The organism is Ectorhizobium quercum, from assembly GCF_026552795.1.
Lineage (GTDB): Bacteria > Pseudomonadota > Alphaproteobacteria > Rhizobiales > Rhizobiaceae > Ectorhizobium > Ectorhizobium quercum.
This window is the reverse complement of sequence record NZ_JANFPI010000007.1, coordinates 212,196-229,591: the sequence shown is the minus strand read 5'-3', so window position 1 is coordinate 229,591 and position 17,396 is coordinate 212,196. Positions and strand designations below refer to the sequence as shown.

The 17,396-nt window shown below is 66.0% G+C and carries 18 protein-coding genes; 14 read left to right on the top strand and 4 right to left on the bottom strand.

Features of this window, described 5'->3' with window-relative positions:
- Positions 1 to 38: 38 nt before the first annotated feature.
- The 3 genes from bioB to NOF55_RS19960 all read right to left on the bottom strand — a co-directional run bounded on the left by bioB (position 39) and on the right by NOF55_RS19960 (position 2,455).
- The gene (gene bioB / locus NOF55_RS19970) at positions 39 to 1,133 is read right to left on the bottom strand and encodes a biotin synthase BioB (RefSeq protein WP_306412872.1); all 1,095 of its coding nucleotides are present in this window, start codon (positions 1,131 to 1,133) and stop codon (positions 39 to 41) included.
- Complete coding sequence (locus tag NOF55_RS19965; RefSeq protein ID WP_306412871.1) at positions 1,130 to 1,696, bottom strand: biotin transporter BioY; 567 nt, start codon at positions 1,694 to 1,696, stop codon at positions 1,130 to 1,132. The genes bioB and NOF55_RS19965 overlap by 4 nt, the downstream gene beginning before the upstream one ends.
- A gap of 90 nt (positions 1,697 to 1,786) precedes the next feature.
- Positions 1,787 to 2,455, bottom strand: coding sequence for a GntR family transcriptional regulator (locus NOF55_RS19960; protein ID WP_306412870.1), 669 nt, complete (start codon positions 2,453 to 2,455; stop codon positions 1,787 to 1,789).
- 289 nt (positions 2,456 to 2,744) lie between these two features.
- Here NOF55_RS19960 and NOF55_RS19955 point away from each other — a divergent pair, with 289 nt between their 5' ends.
- The 8 genes from NOF55_RS19955 (at position 2,745) to NOF55_RS19920 (ending at position 10,891) form a co-directional block, all read left to right on the top strand.
- A complete protein-coding gene (locus tag NOF55_RS19955) occupies positions 2,745 to 2,966 on the top strand; it encodes a hypothetical protein (RefSeq protein WP_306412869.1) in 222 nt (73 codons plus the stop codon).
- A 277-nt stretch (positions 2,967 to 3,243) separates the two neighbouring features.
- Positions 3,244 to 3,444: a hypothetical protein gene (locus tag NOF55_RS19950; protein WP_306412868.1), complete on the top strand. Its 201-nt coding sequence runs from the start codon at positions 3,244 to 3,246 to the stop codon at positions 3,442 to 3,444.
- A 225-nt stretch (positions 3,445 to 3,669) separates the two neighbouring features.
- Positions 3,670 to 4,656 (top strand): BMP family protein, encoded by a 987-nt coding sequence (locus NOF55_RS19945; RefSeq protein WP_306412867.1) that lies wholly within the window; start codon positions 3,670 to 3,672, stop codon positions 4,654 to 4,656.
- An 8-nt stretch (positions 4,657 to 4,664) separates the two neighbouring features.
- Positions 4,665 to 6,071, top strand: a complete 1,407-nt coding sequence (locus NOF55_RS19940; RefSeq protein ID WP_306412866.1) for an amidase — start codon at positions 4,665 to 4,667, stop codon at positions 6,069 to 6,071.
- A complete protein-coding gene (locus tag NOF55_RS19935; protein WP_306412865.1) occupies positions 6,068 to 7,591 on the top strand; it encodes an ABC transporter ATP-binding protein in 1,524 nt (507 codons plus the stop codon). Before NOF55_RS19940 ends, NOF55_RS19935 begins: the two co-directional genes overlap by 4 nt.
- On the top strand, positions 7,581 to 8,630 hold the full coding sequence (locus NOF55_RS19930; protein ID WP_306412864.1) for an ABC transporter permease: 1,050 nt from the start codon (positions 7,581 to 7,583) through the stop codon (positions 8,628 to 8,630). The genes NOF55_RS19935 and NOF55_RS19930 overlap by 11 nt, the downstream gene beginning before the upstream one ends.
- Positions 8,627 to 9,571, top strand: coding sequence for an ABC transporter permease (locus NOF55_RS19925; RefSeq protein ID WP_306412863.1), 945 nt, complete (start codon positions 8,627 to 8,629; stop codon positions 9,569 to 9,571). The genes NOF55_RS19930 and NOF55_RS19925 overlap by 4 nt, the downstream gene beginning before the upstream one ends.
- A 24-nt stretch (positions 9,572 to 9,595) precedes the next feature.
- The gene (locus NOF55_RS19920) at positions 9,596 to 10,891 is read left to right on the top strand and encodes an amidohydrolase family protein (protein WP_306412862.1); all 1,296 of its coding nucleotides are present in this window, start codon (positions 9,596 to 9,598) and stop codon (positions 10,889 to 10,891) included.
- 27 nt (positions 10,892 to 10,918) lie between these two features.
- Here NOF55_RS19920 and NOF55_RS19915 read toward each other — a convergent pair whose 3' ends face one another.
- The gene (locus NOF55_RS19915; RefSeq protein WP_306412861.1) at positions 10,919 to 11,656 is read right to left on the bottom strand and encodes a FadR/GntR family transcriptional regulator; all 738 of its coding nucleotides are present in this window, start codon (positions 11,654 to 11,656) and stop codon (positions 10,919 to 10,921) included.
- A gap of 265 nt (positions 11,657 to 11,921) precedes the next feature.
- Here NOF55_RS19915 and NOF55_RS19910 point away from each other — a divergent pair, with 265 nt between their 5' ends.
- The 6 genes from NOF55_RS19910 to NOF55_RS19885 all read left to right on the top strand — a co-directional run bounded on the left by NOF55_RS19910 (position 11,922) and on the right by NOF55_RS19885 (position 17,391).
- Positions 11,922 to 13,166: a branched-chain amino acid ABC transporter substrate-binding protein gene (locus NOF55_RS19910; protein WP_306412860.1), complete on the top strand. Its 1,245-nt coding sequence runs from the start codon at positions 11,922 to 11,924 to the stop codon at positions 13,164 to 13,166.
- Between the two features lie 95 nt (positions 13,167 to 13,261).
- Positions 13,262 to 14,203 carry a branched-chain amino acid ABC transporter permease gene (locus tag NOF55_RS19905; RefSeq protein WP_306412859.1) on the top strand — a complete coding sequence of 314 codons (942 nt, stop codon included), beginning with the start codon at positions 13,262 to 13,264 and terminating at the stop codon, positions 14,201 to 14,203.
- A 3-nt stretch (positions 14,204 to 14,206) separates the two neighbouring features.
- Positions 14,207 to 15,427: a branched-chain amino acid ABC transporter permease gene (locus NOF55_RS19900; protein ID WP_306412858.1), complete on the top strand. Its 1,221-nt coding sequence runs from the start codon at positions 14,207 to 14,209 to the stop codon at positions 15,425 to 15,427.
- The gene (locus NOF55_RS19895) at positions 15,427 to 16,179 is read left to right on the top strand and encodes an ABC transporter ATP-binding protein (RefSeq protein WP_306412857.1); all 753 of its coding nucleotides are present in this window, start codon (positions 15,427 to 15,429) and stop codon (positions 16,177 to 16,179) included. The genes NOF55_RS19900 and NOF55_RS19895 overlap by 1 nt, the downstream gene beginning before the upstream one ends.
- A complete protein-coding gene (locus tag NOF55_RS19890; RefSeq protein ID WP_306412856.1) occupies positions 16,179 to 16,901 on the top strand; it encodes an ABC transporter ATP-binding protein in 723 nt (240 codons plus the stop codon). The genes NOF55_RS19895 and NOF55_RS19890 overlap by 1 nt, the downstream gene beginning before the upstream one ends.
- Before the next feature lie 22 nt (positions 16,902 to 16,923).
- The gene (locus NOF55_RS19885) at positions 16,924 to 17,391 is read left to right on the top strand and encodes a VOC family protein (protein WP_306412855.1); all 468 of its coding nucleotides are present in this window, start codon (positions 16,924 to 16,926) and stop codon (positions 17,389 to 17,391) included.
- Positions 17,392 to 17,396: the final 5 nt, after the last annotated feature.

Sequence of the window (17,396 nt, the reverse complement as noted above, 5' to 3'; positions counted from 1 at the left end):
GGAATGCGAGACCGCGCCGGTGACGGTACGCCCCCGGTTCAGGGTGCGGCGGCGGTCCGCGCTTCGGCATGGCCGCGGGAGCAGCAACCGCCATGCGCAGGCACGGACGGGGAATCGCCGCCGGTGGCTTCCACGGGCAATCGCGCCGCGCGCATGCCAAGCCTGGCGAGAAGCCCGGCATCCTTGTCGCGGCCGGGGTTGCCGGTGGTCAGCAGCACGTCGCCGGTGAAGATCGAGTTCGCCCCGGCGAGGAAGCACAGCGCCTGCATCTCGTCGCTCATGGCGTCACGCCCCGCTGACAGGCGCACGACGCTTTGCGGCATCAGGATGCGGGCGAGCGCGATCAGCCGCACGAAGGCGATGGCGTCGGCGGGCCTGGCCTTGTCCATCACCGGCGCGCCCTCGATCGCGTTCCACATGTTGAGCGGCACGCTTTCGGGGTGATGCTCCAGCGTGGCGAGCGTCACCAGCATCGAGATGCGGTCGTCCACCGTCTCGCCCATGCCGACGATGCCGCCGCAGCAGACCTTGATGCCGCCGGCCCGCACGTTTTCCAGTGTCTCCAGCCGGTCGTCCATCGTGCGGGTGGTGATGATCTCGGGATAGAAGTCCCGCGACGTGTCGATGTTGTGGTTGTAGTAGTCGAGGCCGGCTTCCGACAGGCGCTCGACCTGCGGCGGCGTCAGCATGCCGAGCGTGACGCAGGTTTCCATGCCGAGCGCCTTCACGCCCTCGATCATGGCGCAGACCGCATCCATGTCGCGGTCCTTGGGGCTGCGCCAGGCGGCCCCCATGCAGAAGCGCGTCGCGCCGCCCGCCCTGGCGCGGCGGGCTTCCGCCAGCACCCGCTCGACCTGCATCAGCTTGGTCGCCTTGACGCCGGTCTTCCAGTGCGCGCTCTGGGAACAGTAGCCGCAGTCTTCCGGGCAGCCGCCGGTCTTGATGGACAGCAGCGTCGCCGTCTCGACCTCGGCCGGGTCGAAGTGCCGCCGGTGGACTTCCTGCGCGCGGAACAGAAGCTCCGGGAAGGGAAGATCATAGATTTTCCGGGCCTCGGCCTGCGTCCAGTCGGTGCGCGGCGGCGGCGCGGCCTGCCCGGACGGCAGGCCGGTGGCGTGCGTGGCGCGGCTCATCGGCCGGCCTTCCGGAGAAAGCGGGCGGGAACGAGCGCGGCGCCGAGCGAGACCATCGCGATGTTGATCAGGTCGCCGAGGATGAAGGGCACGAAGCCGAGGACGAGGATCTGATCCGCCGGGACATAGAGGCCAAGCCACAGAAGACCGGCCGCGTAGGTGACGCCAAGCCCCGCCAGCATGGCGAGCGTTCGGCCGGCCGTGCCGCGGCCGCGCGCCAGCGTGCCCGTCAGCCAGCTTGCGCCGAGATAGCCGAGCAGATAGCCGCCCGTCGGGCCGGCCATGTAGGCGATGCCGATGCCGCGCTCGGGCGTTCCCGAAAAGACGGGCAGGCCCGCCGCGCCGGCGGCGAGATAGGCGCAGAAGGTCGCCGTGGCGAGACGCGCGCCCATCGTGACGGCAATCGCCATCACCGCGAGCGTGTGCAGCGTCATCGGCACCGGCCAGGAGGGCACGCGCAGCTTGGCGCAGAGCGTGATCAAGGCCGCCCCCAGCACGATGGCGGCGGTCGTCTTCGCCACGGATCTGAGATTGGGCTTGGAAAGAGCGAGTGTCTGGCTCATGTCGGCTCCTTTGATTTTATAGATAATCGTTGAAGATATCTATAATGAATCCACAAGAGCGGCTGACTCGCAAGGGAGATGTAGATAATTTTATCCGACTATCGCAAAAACATCGCGTTTGCGGCCGCCGGCGGCCGGAACCGGGCGATGGCCGATCCACTGAACATGCCGGGCAAGCGTCGAGCAGGCGGTTTCGACATCGCCCTTGCGCAGCGCGGCCAGAATGGCGCGGTGATCGTGATCGGTGCGCGCTTCCCAATTGGATTGCCAGGCGGCGAAGAGAAAGCGGGCGCTGGCCGCATGCAGGTCGTCGATGGACGCGAGCAGGCGCGGCATGCCGCAGGGCTCGACGATCAGGCGGTGGAAGCGGCGGTTCGCCTCTTCCCAGGAGCGGACGTCGTGCGAATTGTCGCCCGCCCTGGTGGCTTCCTCGGCCGCATCGAGGATCGCCTGGGTCAGATGCGGCGCGGCGTGGCGCAGCGCCAGAACCTCGAGCGCGGCCCGCATCTCCGCGACTTCCTTCACTTCCGAGAGGTCGAAGGCCGCCACCCGCACGCCGCGCCGGGGCTCGCTCACCGCCAGTCCCTGCGCTTCCAGCCGCCGGAAGGCCTCGCGCACCGGCACATGGCTTGCGCCGAACTCCTCGGCGATGTGGTCCTGCCTCAGCCGCGACCCGGGTTCGATCTCGCCTGCAATGATCCTCTCCGCCAGGGTCCGGCTGATCCGGGCGGCCACTGTTTCTTCCGTTTTCGCGCTCATGTTTTATAGATAATTTGCGGCGTGCCGATTGTCGATCAATCAGTGCGGTCGTGCAGAAGAATTTCTGCTTCGCCGCGGGGCCGGTTCCGCGGGGCCGGCGGGTGGCAGGATGCGGGAAGGGCCTTGGTTTGCCGGATAATGACGCCGGCAACGGATTGTTCCGGAGATCCTCCGCTCCGGTATGGCGCCCGGGTTTACGAGCCGAGCGGCCGTCTTTTCATGAATGCGAATTCCCCGAACCGTCTCCACCTTCCCCATTGCGATCATCGACGAGGGCGGAGTCGATTCGATGGATCTCGACCGGGCGGCGGTTTGCCGGAACCTTCTTGACGGAAGCCTTCAGGCGTTTCCGGAAGGTTTGCCGCGGCTTTCTCAAGGTATTTGCTCGCTTGCTGATCATCTCTGCTCCCTGATTCGGCAATTTATTGATGCGTACTACCTTCATGCAAGTAAATCTTGCGGCATCAACCCCGATTCGACTCTTTTCGCCTGCCGGCTAACCATTTTGTGATTGTTGTCCAGGCGGCTTCGTTACTGTCCCGTGACCAATACTCTGCCTCACGGGCGATCGGAGCGGCTTTGCGACGTGCCGTTGGATTTTGCAGCGGAGGCGGATGTATTTGCCGGCCACAATGCGACGGCATGGCATGCAGGCGCAAATGTCGCATGTAAAATGATTCTAAAGTGGCTTGCGCCGATAGAAATTCTATTTTAGAATCATTCTAGATTTCATGAATGAGCGGCTCAACTTTACGGGCCGCGACCACCCGGAAGAAGGAGACTGAACGATGTCCAGCAACGCCACCTGCAATGCCTGCGCATTCTACGAGAACCATGTCGCCAACACGCAGAAGGTTTCGGAAAACGCCGGCCTGTGTCGTTTCAACCCTCCGGTCACGCAGCCGGAGGCGAATGCGCGTGGCCTGTGGCCGGTGGTGTCGGCCACCGACTGGTGCGGCCACTTCGCCGACGAGCGCAAGGCGGCCTGACGGCACCAAGGCCATCGGAACCGGAAAAGGCGGTGCTTCGGCGCCGCCTTTTTGTTTGGATGGCCCTTCCGCTTTCCGCGCGCTATCGTTGCCGGGCGGGAAAAGGTGGCCACGGTTTCGTTCCGCCGCAGCGTGCCGCATATTTGGCCTTGCCGGTCGCTTGACACCATTTTGGGCGGCTCCTAGAAACCTCTACCAAACGGTAAAAACATGGGGAACACGATCATGAGCAAAGACATCCTCCTTTCCCGCCGCGCCGTGCTGGCGGGCGGTCTCGTGCTCGGCGCCGGCGCCTTCGCGCCAGCCGTCAGGGCCGCGGACCCGATCAAGGTCGCGGGCATTCACGGCTCGCCGGTCGAAAATGCCTGGAACTCGGTCCTGCACAAGGCGCTTCAGGATGCGGCGAGCGAGGGTGTGATCGAATACGTCTTTTCCGAAGGCGTTTCCGGCACCGACTATCCGCGCGCCATGCGCGAATACGCCGAACAGGGCGCGAAGCTCATCATCGGCGAGGCCTATGCCGTCGAGAGGCAGGCCCGCGAAGTGGCTGCGGATTATCCGGACACCGCCTTCGTGCTCGGTTCCAGCGGCAAGGAGGAGGGCGACAATTTCGGCGTGTTCGGCACCTGGAACCATGACGGCGCCTATCTGGCCGGCATGCTGGCCGGGAAGATGACGCAATCGAACGTCGTCGGCTCGGTCGGGGCGATGCCGATTCCGGAAGTCAACATGCTGATCAACGCCTTCGCCGCCGGGGTGAAGGAGGTCAATCCGGATGCCAGGCATCTCGTCACCTTCATCGGCACCTTCTTCGATCCGCCGAAGGCCCGCGAGGCCGGTCTCGCCCAGATCGATGCCGGCGCGGATATCCTGTTCGGCGAGCGCATCGGCACGGCGGACGCGGCCAAGGAGCGCGGCATCAAGGCGGTCGGCTCGCTGGTCGACTACACGCCGCGTTATCCGGATACCGTCTTCGCCAATGCGCTCTGGGGCTTCCGTCCGATCCTCGACGCGGCGCTGGCCGATGTCGTCGCCGGCAATCCGGTCGGCCGCGATTATACCGCCTACGGGCTGCTCAAGGAGGGTGGCAGCGACATCGTCTATGTGAAGGACAGCGCTCCGGCCGATGCCGTCGAGGCGATGGAGGCCCGCCGCGCCGAAATCAAGGCCGGCACCTTCACCGTGCCGCAGGACACGGCGGAGCCGACGTAAGCATTGCGATGCAGGACGACGCAAGCGCGCTTGCCAAAGCGATCGGCACGGGCCGGCTGACGGCGGTGGAGGCGATGGAAGCATCGCTTGCCGCCGCTGACGTCTTTTCCGTGCTCGGAGCGGTCGCTTATGGCGATGCCGGAAAAGGCATGGCGGCGGCCCGCGCCTTCGATGCCCTGCCGGCCGGGGCGCCTCTTCGCCGCGGGGCGTTCGGCGGGGTGCCGACGCTCGCCAAGGATCTCGGCGGGCCGTTCGAGGGATTTCCCGTGAGTGCCGGGTCGGCGCTGTTGCCGCGCCGCGGCGGCATGGCCGATTCGGATCTTGCCGAACGGTTCCGTGCGGCCGGCTTCTGCCTGTTCGGGCTGACGACCAGCCCGGAATTCGGCCTGTCCCTGGCCAGCGAGCCAGCCATCGGCCCGGTTTCGCGCAATCCGCTCGCCCCCGATCTCAGTCCCGGCGGCTCCTCCGGCGGCGCGGCAGCCGCCGTCGCGGCGGGCATCGTCTCGATCGCGCACGCGACCGATGCCGGCGGCTCTATCCGCGTTCCCGCCGCCTGCTGCGGGCTGGTCGGCCTGAAGCCGGGGCGTGGCGCGATGCCCGGCGGTCCCGGTTTCGGCAATCATCTCGGCGGCATCGCGACCGAGCTTGCCGTCTGCCGCTCGGTGCGGGACGCGGAACGCGCCTTCGCCGCCCTGTCCGGCGCGGCGCGCGGGCCCTTTCCGCCACCCGCGCAGGAAAAGGCCGCCGAAGGCCGGCTGCGGATCGGGCTTCTCGCCGACACCGGCGCGGATACCCCGACCGATCCCGAACGGCTTGCCGCCGTCGAGGCCGCTGCCCGGTCCCTGGAGGCGGCGGGACATGGCATCGTCACCATCGCGTGGCGGGACATAGAACAGATGGCGCTTGCCAGTGCGCAGGTCTTCGCCGGTGTGGTTGCGATCAATCTGGCCGAGACGGCCGAGCGTCTTTCCGCCGACTTTTCCGCCGCCGAGCCGATGACGCAGGCCGTTCTGGAGCGCGGGCGGGCGATGAGCGGCACCGAGGTGTGGCGGCTGATGAACGCCGCCGTCTTCGTCAGCCGCGATCTCTGGCGGGTTTTCGACGCCGTCGATTGCCTGCTGACGCCGATGCTCGCCACGGCGCCGAAGCCGGTCGGCGCCTTTCCCACCGATCATTGCGATGCCGAGCTGCATTTTTCGCGGATGACGGCGTTCGCGCCGCTGGCGGCGCTGGCCAACATATCCGGCTTTCCCGCGCTGACCCTGCCCGTCGGGGCGGATGCGGCCGGCCTGCCGCTGCCGGTGCAACTCGTCGCGCCGATGGGCCGCGAGGCGCTTTTGCTGAAACTGGCCGCCGCCCTCGAAGGCGAGGGGCGCTGGCAACACCGCTTTCCTGTTGCGGGGCTCGAACCATGAGCGAAGCCGTTCTCGAAATCTCCGGCGTCAGCAAGCGGTTCGGCGACACGCTCGCCAATGACGACATCTCGCTGTCGCTGGGCAAGGGCGAGATCGTCGCGCTGCTCGGCGAGAACGGCGCGGGCAAGACGACGCTGATGAGCATTCTCTTCGGCCATTACGTGCCGGACGGCGGCGCGGTGCGGGTGATGGGCCGGGAATTGCCGCCCGGCCGGCCGCGTGCGGCGATCCGCGCCGGCATCGGCATGGTTCACCAGCATTTCTCGCTTGCGCCGAACCTCACCGTGCTCGAAAATGTCATGACCGGTACGGAAAGCCTGTGGTCTCCGGCCTCGAACGCTGCTGCGGTGCGGAAGAAGCTGATGGCGATTTCGCAGCGCTTCGGCCTGAAGGTCGATCCGGATGCGCGGCTGGGCGATCTTTCGGTCGGCGAGCAGCAGCGCGTGGAAATCCTGAAGGCGCTCTATAACGATGCCCGCATTCTGGTGCTGGACGAGCCGACGGCGGTGCTGACCAATATCGAGGCGGAAAAGCTGTTTTCGACGCTGAAGGACATGGCGCGGCAGGGGCTTTCGCTGATCTTCATCTCCCACAAGCTTGACGAGGTGATGGCGACCGCCGACCGCATCGTCGTGTTGCGCGGCGGCAGGCTGGTGGCGGAGCGAAAGGCGGCTGAAACCGGCAAGGCGGAACTGGCCGAACTGATGGTCGGCCGCGCCGTGCAGCGCCCGGTGCGCGAGGCGGCGACGCCGGGCGAGGTGGTGCTGGAGGCGGCGGGCATCACCGTTCGCACCGGCGGGGTGGACCGGCTGAAGGCGGTCGATTTTCACCTGAGGGCGGGCGAGGTGCTCGGCATCATCGGTGTTTCCGGCAACGGCCAGACCACGCTTGCCCACCTGCTGAGCGGCACGGCGCAGCGCAGCGCCGGCGACCTCGTGCTGTTCGGCAAGGGGATCGGCGATCTCACGGTCGCCGAGGCGGTCGAGGCCGGCATCGGCCGCATTCCCGAGGACCGCAACCGCGAGGGCGTCATCGGCGAAATGGCGATCTGGGAAAACGCCATCCTCGAACGCGTGGCGCGCTTTTCCCGCCGCGGGCTGGTGGACCGCAAGGCAGGCATGGCTTTCGCGCGGCGAATCATCGAGGCTTTCGACGTGCGCGGCGGCGGGCCCGCGAGCCGTATCCGCCTGCTTTCGGGCGGCAACATGCAGAAGCTCATCCTCGGCCGGAACATGATCGAACGGCCGCGCATCCTCGTTGCCGCGCAGCCGGCGCGCGGGCTGGACGAGGGCGCGGTCGCGGCGGTTCACGAGCGCATTCTGGAGGCGCGCCGGGCCGGAACCGCGGTGCTGCTGATCTCCGAGGATCTCGAGGAGGTGATGGCGCTTGCCGACCGCATCCAGGCCATCGTCGGCGGACGGCTGTCGCCGCCGGTGCGGGCGGAGGATGCCGACGCCCGGAAACTCGGCCTGATGATGGCCGGGGAATGGGAAAGGGAGGGGCTCGCCCATGCGGTTTGAACGACGCGAGCATCGACCGGCGGCGCTGGTCGTCGCCACGCCGCTGATCGCGGTCATTGCCGCGCTGGCTCTCGCTGGCGTGCTGATCGCGCTTGCCGGTGCGCCGGTTCTCACGGCCTACTGGAAAATCCTGACCGGCGCCTTCGGCTCGCGGCTTTCGGCCACCGAAACGCTGACGCGCGCAGCACCGCTGATGCTGACGGGACTGGCGGCGGCCATCGCCTTTCGCGCCCGGCTGTGGAACATCGGCGCGGAGGGGCAGTTCTATCTCGGCGCGATCGCGGTGGCGGCGGCGTCCGCCCACCTGTTCGGCGGGCTGCCGTCGCTCATCCAGATCCCGGTGCTTTTCGTCACCGGCGCGGTGGCGGGCATGGCGCTGCTGCTTCTGCCGCTGTGGCTGCGATTGCGCTTTTCGGTCGACGAGGTGGTGACGACGCTGCTTCTCAACTTCGTCGCCATCCTGTTCGTGTCCATGCTGATCGACGGGGTGCTGAAGGACCCGCTGGCTTTCGGCTGGCCGCAATCCGAGCCCGTGGCGGATGCCGCGCGCCTGCCGAGGCTGCTCGACCGCTCGCGGCTGCATATCGGGCTGGTGATCGCCATAATCCTCGCCATTGTCATCCACTTCGTACAGTCGCGCACCGTCTTCGGGTTGCAATCGCGCGCCGCGGGGCTCAACCCGGCGGGGGCCGTCTTTGCGGGTGTGCCGCTGGCCCGCACGCTCGTCATCGTCGCCATGCTGTCGGGCGGCCTGGCGGGGCTGGCCGGGGCCGTCGAGGTGATGGGGGTGAAGGGCTATGTGACGACCGACCTTTCGCCGGGCTACGGCTATTCCGGCATCGTCGTCGCCATGCTCGCCAATCTCAATCCGCTCGGCGTGGTGCTGGCCGCACTGTTCACCGCCGTCATGTTCGTCGGCGCCGACGGCATGAGCCGCAGCATGGGCATTCCCACCTATATCGCCGACGTCACCGTGGCGCTGTCGCTCCTGTCGATGCTGGTGGCAGTCTTCTTCACGCAGTACAGGATACGCCGATGAGCGCGCTGATCGACATCCTTGCCTCCGCCGGCCTGTGGGCCGCCGTGCTGCGCATCGCCACGCCGCTCATCCTCGGCACGCTGGGGGCGCTTTTGTGCGAGCGTTCCGGCGTGCTGAACCTCGGCATCGAGGGCATCATGACCTTCGGCGCGATGATCGGCTGGCTCGCCGTCTATAACGGCGCGGACCTGTGGACCGGGCTTTTCGTCGCGGCGCTGGCGGGCGGCGTGTTCGGTGCTCTCCACGCGCTGCTGACGGTCACGCTCGGCCTGTCGCAGCATGTCTCCGGCCTCGGCGTCACGCTGTTCGCGTCGAGCTTCAGCTATTATGTCTTCCGGCTGATGGTGCCGGTGGCGGGCACGCCGCCGACGGTGGAGCCGTTCCGGCCCATCGCCATTCCCGGCCTGTCCGACCTGCCCTTCCTCGGTCCGGCCTTGTTCACGCAGACGGCGCCGACCTATCTGGCGATCGCGCTCGCCCTTTTGCTCGCCTACATCGTTTTCCGCACGCCGCTCGGTCTTGCCATCCGCATGACGGGCGAGAATCCGCATGCGGCGGAGGCGCAGGGCATCAACCCGATGATGGTGCGCTACGGCGCGGTGATCGCCGGCAGCGCGCTGATGGGGGTGGGCGGGGCGTTCCTCACGCTTTCGGCCTTCAACAGCTTCTTCCCGACGATGGTGCAGGGGCGCGGCTGGATCTGCATCGCGCTCGTCGTCTTCGCCTCCTGGCGGCCGGAACGCGCGCTTTTCGGGGCGCTGCTCTTCGCCTTCTTCGACGGTTTCCAGCTTCGCCTGCAAACCGTGCTGAGCGGCGTCGTGCCCTATCAGATCTTCCTGATGATCCCGTATGTTCTTTCCATCGCCGCGCTTGCCGTCATGGCGCGGCGCGCCCGCGTGCCGCAGGCGCTGATGCAACCGTACCGGCGCGGCGAGCGCTGATTTCAGACCCTGGAGGTTTCGCCCATGTTCGACCTGATCATCCGCAGCGCCAATCTTCCGGACGGGCGCAAGGGCGTCGATATCGGCGTGGCCGGCGGCAGGATCGCGGCGCTTGAAAGGAAGATCGATGCGCAGGCGGGCGAGGAGATCGATGCCGGCGGACGGCTCGTCAGCCCGGCCTTCTGCGATCCGCATTTCCACATGGATGCGACGCTGTCGCTCGGCCTGCCCCGCATGAACGTCTCCGGCACGCTGCTGGAGGGGATTTCGCTGTGGGGCGAATTGCGCCCGACGCTGACGAAGGACGCGCTGATCGATCGGGCGCTGCGCTATTGCGACCTCGCCGTTTCACAGGGGCTTCTCTTCATCCGCAGCCATGTCGACACCTCCGATCCGCGCCTCGTGACGGCGGAGGCGCTGCTGGAGGTGCGCGAGATCGTCAGGCCCTATATCGAGCTTCAGCTCGTCGCGTTCCCGCAGGACGGCTATTATCGTGCGCCGGAGGGCGTGGCCGCGCTCGAACGGGCGCTCGACATGGGCGTGGAGATCGTCGGCGGCATTCCGCATTTCGAACGGACGATGGAAGAGGGGCGCCGGTCCGTGGAAGCGCTCTGCCGCATCGCCGCCGAGCGGGGACTGGCGGTGGACATGCACTGCGACGAGACGGACGATCCGATGTCGCGCCACATCGAGACGCTGGCGGCGGAAACCGTGCGCTTCGGGCTTCAGGGCCGCGTCGCCGGCTCGCACCTCACCTCCATGCACTCGATGGACAATTATTACGTCTCGAAGCTCATTCCGCTGATGGCGGAAGCCGACATCAACGTCATTCCCAACCCGCTCATCAACATCATGCTGCAAGGCCGTCACGATACCTATCCGAAGCGGCGCGGCATGACGCGGGTGCGCGAGCTGATGGCCGCCGGCCTCAACGTGTCCTTCGGCCATGATTGCGTGATGGACCCGTGGTATTCGATGGGCTCCGGCGACATGCTGGAAGTGGCGCATATGGCGCTGCACGTTTCGCAGATGGGTGGCGTCGCGGAAAAGAAGATGCTGTTCGACGCCGTGACCGTCAATTCGGCCCGGACGATGGGGCTGGAAGGCTATGGTCTCGATGTCGGCTGCAAGGCCGATCTGGTAGTGTTGCAGGCCGAAGACGTGCAGGAGGCGCTCAGGCTCAAGCCCGCCCGTCTTTTCGTCCTGAAGGCGGGCAAGGTCGTCAGCCGCACGGCGCCGGTGGTCAGCGAACTGTTCCTGGAAGGGCGTCCGCGGACCATCGACGGCGGCCGGGATTTCGTGCCGCGCGCGGCCGGCTGATCCGTCCCGGGTCAAACGGGGGCCTTTTCAGGGCGTTTCGGGCGCCTTGTCGCGCAGATAGACCTTCATGCGCTCGGAAGCGTTGCGCAGGTGGCGTTCGGCCGCCGCGCCGGCTTCCTCGGCATCGCCCTTTTCGAGAGCGTCGAAGATCTCCTTGTGCTCGCCCTGCACGGCGTCCATCAGGCCGGTCAGGTTTGCCCGCGTGTTGGCGCGGGCCCGCCGGATGACGTGGCGGGCGCCGAATTCCAGATGCTTGCAGAGCGCGATGAAATGCGGATTGTGCGTGGCGGCGACGATGGCGTGGTGGAAGGCGTAGTCCTCGTCGTCGCCGAGCCGGTCGCTGGCGATGGCGTATTCCATGCCGATCAGCGCCCGCCTGATCTTCTTCAAATCCTCCGGCGTGCGGTTCAGCGCGGCGATGCGGGTGGCGGCAACCTCGATGGCGACGAGAAGCTCCAGCAGGTGTTCGAGCGATTTCGCCTCCTCGATCACCACCGGCTGGACCCGGAAGGCCTTCATGCCGCTCTTGTCGATGACATAGACGCCACTGCCGGCGCGGGCCTCGATCAGCCCGTCCAGCTTCAATTGGGAAAGTGCCTCGCGCACCACCGGCCGGCTCACCGCGTATTCGGCGGAAAGCTCACGTTCACTCGGCAGCTTGGCACCCACGGGAAACTCGCCGGCGAGGATGCGCTTCTCGAGCTGGCGCGCGATCTCCTCCGGCAGATGGCCAGCCGCTCTCGCGCCTGCTGCGCTTTCCTTCATCGCCTTCTCCCGGTGTTGACAAATTGTATCGGGAAGGATGGCTTAACCGGCCTGACAAGTCAATCTGAAGGCAGTCCGTTTCCGCTTCCATGCAGGCTAAGCGCACCATTAATTTCCAAGGTTATGATAAAATAAACAATGAAATCAAATAATTATTCAAAAATCCAATTTGGTCTTACTTCTTTGTTGACTGGTAAGTCCAGTTTGCGCTACCACTTCGATCAACCGGAAGACGGAGGGGTCTTCCGATATCGTGGAGGAAATCATGTCTCTTGGCGCAGTCCTGCGGGCCGGTGTTGCCTGCCTGTCTCTTGCTATCGCCGGTGCGGCTTCTGCCGAGCCGCTGAAGGTCGCTCTCGTCGAAACGCTGTCGGGGCCGCAGGCCTCAACCGGCCTGCTCTATCGTGCGGCGGTGCTCTACCAGCTCGGCAAGATCAACGAGGCCGGCGGCTTCAACGGCGAGAAGATCCAGCTTCTGGAATACGACAACCAGGGCGGCCCGGTCGGCGCCGCCGACCGCGTCAAGGCGGCGATCGCCGATGGTGCGCAGGTCATCCTTCAGGGGTCCTCGTCAGCCGTGGCGGGCCAGATCACGGAAGACGTGCGCAAGTTCAACCTGCGCAACAGGGGCCGGGAAGTGCTCTATCTCAACCTCGGCGCCGAGGCGCTGGAGCTGACGGGCGCCAAGTGTCACTTCTATCACTTCCGCTTCAGCCCGAACGCCGCGATCCGCTTCAAGACGGTCGCGCTCGGCATGAAGGAAGAGGGCATTCTGGGCAGTCGCGCCTATTCCATCAACCAGAACTATTCCTGGGGCGTGGACGTGGAAAACACCGTCACCGCCAATGCCGGCGAAATCGGCTACGAGGTGGTCGAGAAGACCCTGCACGAAGTCAACAAGATCCAGGATTTCTCGCCCTATGTCGCGCGGATCCAGGCGGCCAACGTCGATACGGTCTTCACCGGCAACTGGTCGAACGACCTGCTGCTGCTGATGAAGGCGGCCAGCGGTGCGGGTCTCAAGGCGAAGTTCGCCACCGCCTTCCTCGACCAGCCGGGCAATATCGGCAATGCCGGCGCCATCGCCGAAGGCCATGTCGTCTCCACGCCCTACAATCCGGAAGCCAACGGTGAGACCTCAATGGCCTTCGCCGAGGACTACAGGAGCGTGACCGGCCACTATCCGGCCTATGTCGAGCCGGCCGCCGTCTTCGGCCTGATGCTGTTCGGCGAGGCGCTCAAGGACGTCGCCTCCGATGGCGGCAAGGTCGATACGACGAAGATCGCGCTCGCGCTCGAAGCGGCGACCGTCGACACGCCGATGGGCGAATATTCGATGCGGGCGGACGATCACCAGGCCCAGTTCCCGATGGTCGTGCAGACCGTTTCCAGGGAAGCGAAGGTCAAGGCCGACGGCACCGAGTTCGGCTTCCTGCCGGTCAAGTCCTTCTCCGGTGCCGATTCCATCGACCCCGTGCAGGACAGCTGCTCGATGCAGCGTCCCGGCTGATTTTCCCGCCGTCTCTCCCGGTGGCAGGGCGGGCCGATCGCGAATGAGCGGTTCGCCCTGCAATCCGCGCTGAACCTTCAATCACGGACCAGACAATGGATCAGATTCTCTTTGCCGTCCTGAACGGTGCGATCTACGGATTGCTGCTGTTCATGGTCTCGGCGGGTCTCACCCTCATTTTCGGCATGATGGGGGTTCTCAACTTCGCACACGCCTCCTTCTACATGGTGGGGGCCTATCTCGCCTATACGCTTCAGCCGCTGACCGGCTTCTGGCTGGCGATCCTGATTTCGCCGCTGATCGTCGCGGGCATCGGCATTCTCGTCGAGCGCGTCATCCTGCGCCGCGTGCATGCCTACGGCCATGCGCACGAACTGCTCGTCACCTTCGGCCTGTCGGTGGTGATCGCGGAAGTCATCAAGATCTTCTACGGCAATTTTCCTGTCGAATACCGCGTGCCGGCGGCGCTGCAATTCTCCGCCTTCGATATCGGCGGCGGCAGCTATCCGTTCTACCGGCTGTTCATGGGCGGTGTGGCGCTTCTCATGTTCGCCCTTCTCTATCTCATGCTGACGCGCACCCGCATCGGCATCGTCGTGCGCTCGGCCATCTACCGCCCGCGCATGGTGGAAGCGCTCGGCCACAACGTGCCGCTGGTCTTCATGGGCGTGTTCGGCGTCGGCGCCTTCCTCGCCGGCTTGGCCGGCGCGGTGGCGGGCGCGTTCTACACCACCAATCCCAACATGGCGCTGGAACTCGGCGTGATGGTGTTCGTCGTTGTCGTCGTCGGGGGCCTCGGCTCGCTCGGCGGCGCGATGGCCGCCTCGCTGCTCATCGGCATCCTCACTTCGCTTGCCGTCGGCGTCAGGGTCTCGATCGCCAGCCTGCTCGATTACATCGGCCTCGGCGGCGTGGCCCGCGATATCGGCGGCGTCTTCGTTCTCGAAGTCTCCAGCATCGCCGCGACCCTGCCGTTCTTCCTCATGCTGATCGTGCTTCTGGCGCGTCCGAGCGGCCTTCTGGGCGAGAAGGAGTAATCCATGACCCTCAAGCATTCCGCCGCAGCGCTGCTCGTCGTCGCCCTTCTCGCGGCCCTGCCCTACCTCGTGTCCGAATCCATGACCAATGCGGCGATCCAGATGCTGATCGCGGCGCTGTTCGCCACCGCCTTCAGCCTGCTCTGCGGGCAGGCGGGCATGCTGTCCTTCGGCCATGCCGCCTATTTCGGCCTCGGCTCCTTCGCGGCCGTGCATGCCATGAACGCCCTCGGCGGCGAGGGATTGCTGCCCACGCCCCTCATTCCGCTGGCGGGTGCCGGTGTCGGCCTTCTCTCCGGCATCGTGGCGGGCTGGTTCTCGACAAAGCGTTCGGGCGTCTATTTCGCCATGATCACGCTGGCGCTGGCCGAACTGCTGCACGCGCTGGCGCCGCATCTGAAGGGCACGTTCGGCGGCGAGGCGGGCGTCTCCTCCTTCCGCATGCCGGCCTGGGGTTTCGATTTCGGCTCGACCACGGAAGTCTATTACCTGGCGCTCGCCTGGGTCGTCGTCTCGATCCTGCTGCTCTATCTCCTGACGCTGACGCCCTTCGGCCGGCTGACGCTGGGCCTCAGGGAAAACACGCACCGCCTACGCTTCCTTGGCTACAACACCCATGCGCTCGGCACGATGGCCTTTGCGATCTCCGCCATGTTCGCGGGCATCGCCGGCGCGCTTCAGGCGGTGAACATCGAGGCGGCCAACTACGTCGTCTTTGAAGCCACCATTTCGACGGCAGTCGTGCTCAACAGCTTCATCGGCGGCGTCGGCACGTTCTTCGGCCCGGCCATCGGCGCCGCTGCCATGACCTTCTTCGGTCATGTGACCTCCGACGCGACGCGCTCCTGGCTGCTCTATCAGGGCCTGATCTTCGTGCTGGTGATGATGTTCCTGCCGCGCGGGCTGGTCGGCGAGGCGGTCGAGCGGCTGAAGAACCGCAAGGCGGGGTCCTTCGCCCCGGGCCCGGTTGCCGGGCGGCTGGCCGGGCTGGTCGCGACGGCGGCAGGTGCCGTTATCGTCATCGAGCTGACGCAGCGCTTCTTCTCCAGCGACTACAAGACGCTGGTCTCCGCCGGAAACTGGCCGCCCGTCACATTCCTCGGCCGGGAATGGCTTCCCTTCGCCCTAACAACCTGGGGCCTGCCGCTCGTTCTTCTCGCCGCCGGCATCGCGCTGCTTGCCATCGTCAACCGCCGCATGGCCAAGGCCGGGGGAGAGGCATGATGACAAAGGACATTCTCGTTCTGGAAGGCCTCAACAAGTCCTTCGGTCCCGCCCACATCATCCGCAATGTGAACCTCGCCGTGCATGAGGGCGAACGCCACGCGGTGATCGGCCCGAACGGCGCCGGCAAGTCGACGCTGTTCCATCTGATCTCCGGCCAGTTCGCGCCGACCAGCGGCAGCATCCGGCTCGACGGCGAGGACATCGGCGGGCTCGCGCCGGCCACCGTCAACCGCAAGGGGCTCGCCCGCTCCTTCCAGATCACCAACATCTTCCCCGGCCTGAGCGTGTTCGAGAACATCCGTCTCGCGGTCATGCGCCGGCACAATGTGCAGTTCGTGCTGTGGCGGCCCGTTTCCGGGTTGAAGAAGGTGCGCGACGAGGTCGAGACCCTGCTGGAACAGGTGCGGCTCACCGCGCGGGCCGCAACGCTCGCCAGCCAGCTTTCCTATTCCGAGCAGCGTTCGCTCGAAATCGGCATGACGCTCGCTTCCGATCCGCGCGTCATCATCCTCGACGAGCCGATGGCCGGCATGTCGCAGGAGGAGACCGATTACACGGTCGGCCTCATCCGCGAGATCACCAGGGGCCGCACGCTGATGATCGTCGAGCATGACATGGACGTGGTCTTCACGCTGGCCGACCGCATCAGCGTTCTCGTCTACGGCGAGATCATCGCCACCGGCACGCCGAAGGAAATCCGCGAAAACGCCCGCGTCCGCGAGGCTTATCTGGGCGAGGAGGTGCAGTGATGGCCCCGTCTTCCGACATCATTCTCGACGTGCGCGACCTGCATGCGCATTACGGCAAGAGTCACATCCTCCAGGGCGTGAGCTTCGACCTGAGGAAGGGCGAGGCCATCAGCCTGCTCGGGCGCAACGGCTCGGGGCGCTCCACGACGATGAAGGCGGTGATGGGCCTCGTGCCGCCCACCGGCGGCGAGGTGCTGCTCAACGGCAGAAATATAGCCGGCGAAAGACCCTTCCGCATCTGCCGCGACGGCATCGGCTTCGTGCCGGAGGAACGGGAGATCTTCCTGAACCTGACGGTGGACGAAAACCTGCAAATGGGCTTACAGCGCGGCGCGCCGGGCGCGACCAAGTGGACGGTCGACCAGATGTTCGACTATTTCCCGCGCCTCAAGGAGCGCCGCAACACGCGGGCGGGCAGCCTGTCCGGCGGGGAACAGCAGATGCTGACCATGTGCCGCACGCTGCTCGGCAATCCGCTCGTCATGCTGATCGACGAGCCGACGGAAGGCCTTGCGCCGAAGATCGTCGCGGTCGTCGGCGAGATGATCCGCGACATCAACCGCCACGGCGTCTCGGTCGTGCTGGTGGAGCAGAAGCTGACCATCGCGCTCAAGGTCTCCGACCGGGTCTGCGTGATGGGGCACGGCCGGATCGTTTTCGAAGGCACGCCGGACGAACTGACATCCAAAGAGAAACTCATGGAGGAATGGCTCGCCGTCTGACGGGCCATCGGGAGAAACAATCATGACCACGATGACCGCGCCGCTCGAAGTCGGCCTTGCTGTCAGGGACCTGAAGCGCATGCGCGCCTTCTATGAAGAGGCGCTCGGCCTGCGCTTCGTGTCGGAAGTGCATGTGCCGGGCCCGAAGGCCGAGGCCGCCGCCATGTGCCGCGACGGCTATACGGCGGTTCGCCTCCAGACGCAGAAGGGCGAGCGCATCAAGCTGCTTTGCCCCGACCGGCCGCCGGAAGCGAAGGAGGATGACCGCCTGATCCTCGAGCGGGCCGGCTCCAGCTACCTGACCTTCATCGTCGACGACCTGAAGGTGCTGCTCGACCGGCTGGTTGCGCACGGCGGCCGTTCGATGACCGGCGCGGACCCGGTCGAGGTGCGCCCCGGCACCTGGCTGGCCTTCGTCGCCGACCCGGAAGGCCACATCGTCGAGGTCGTCCAGTATGACGATCTTGTGGCCTATCGCAGCGATTTGTGAGTCGG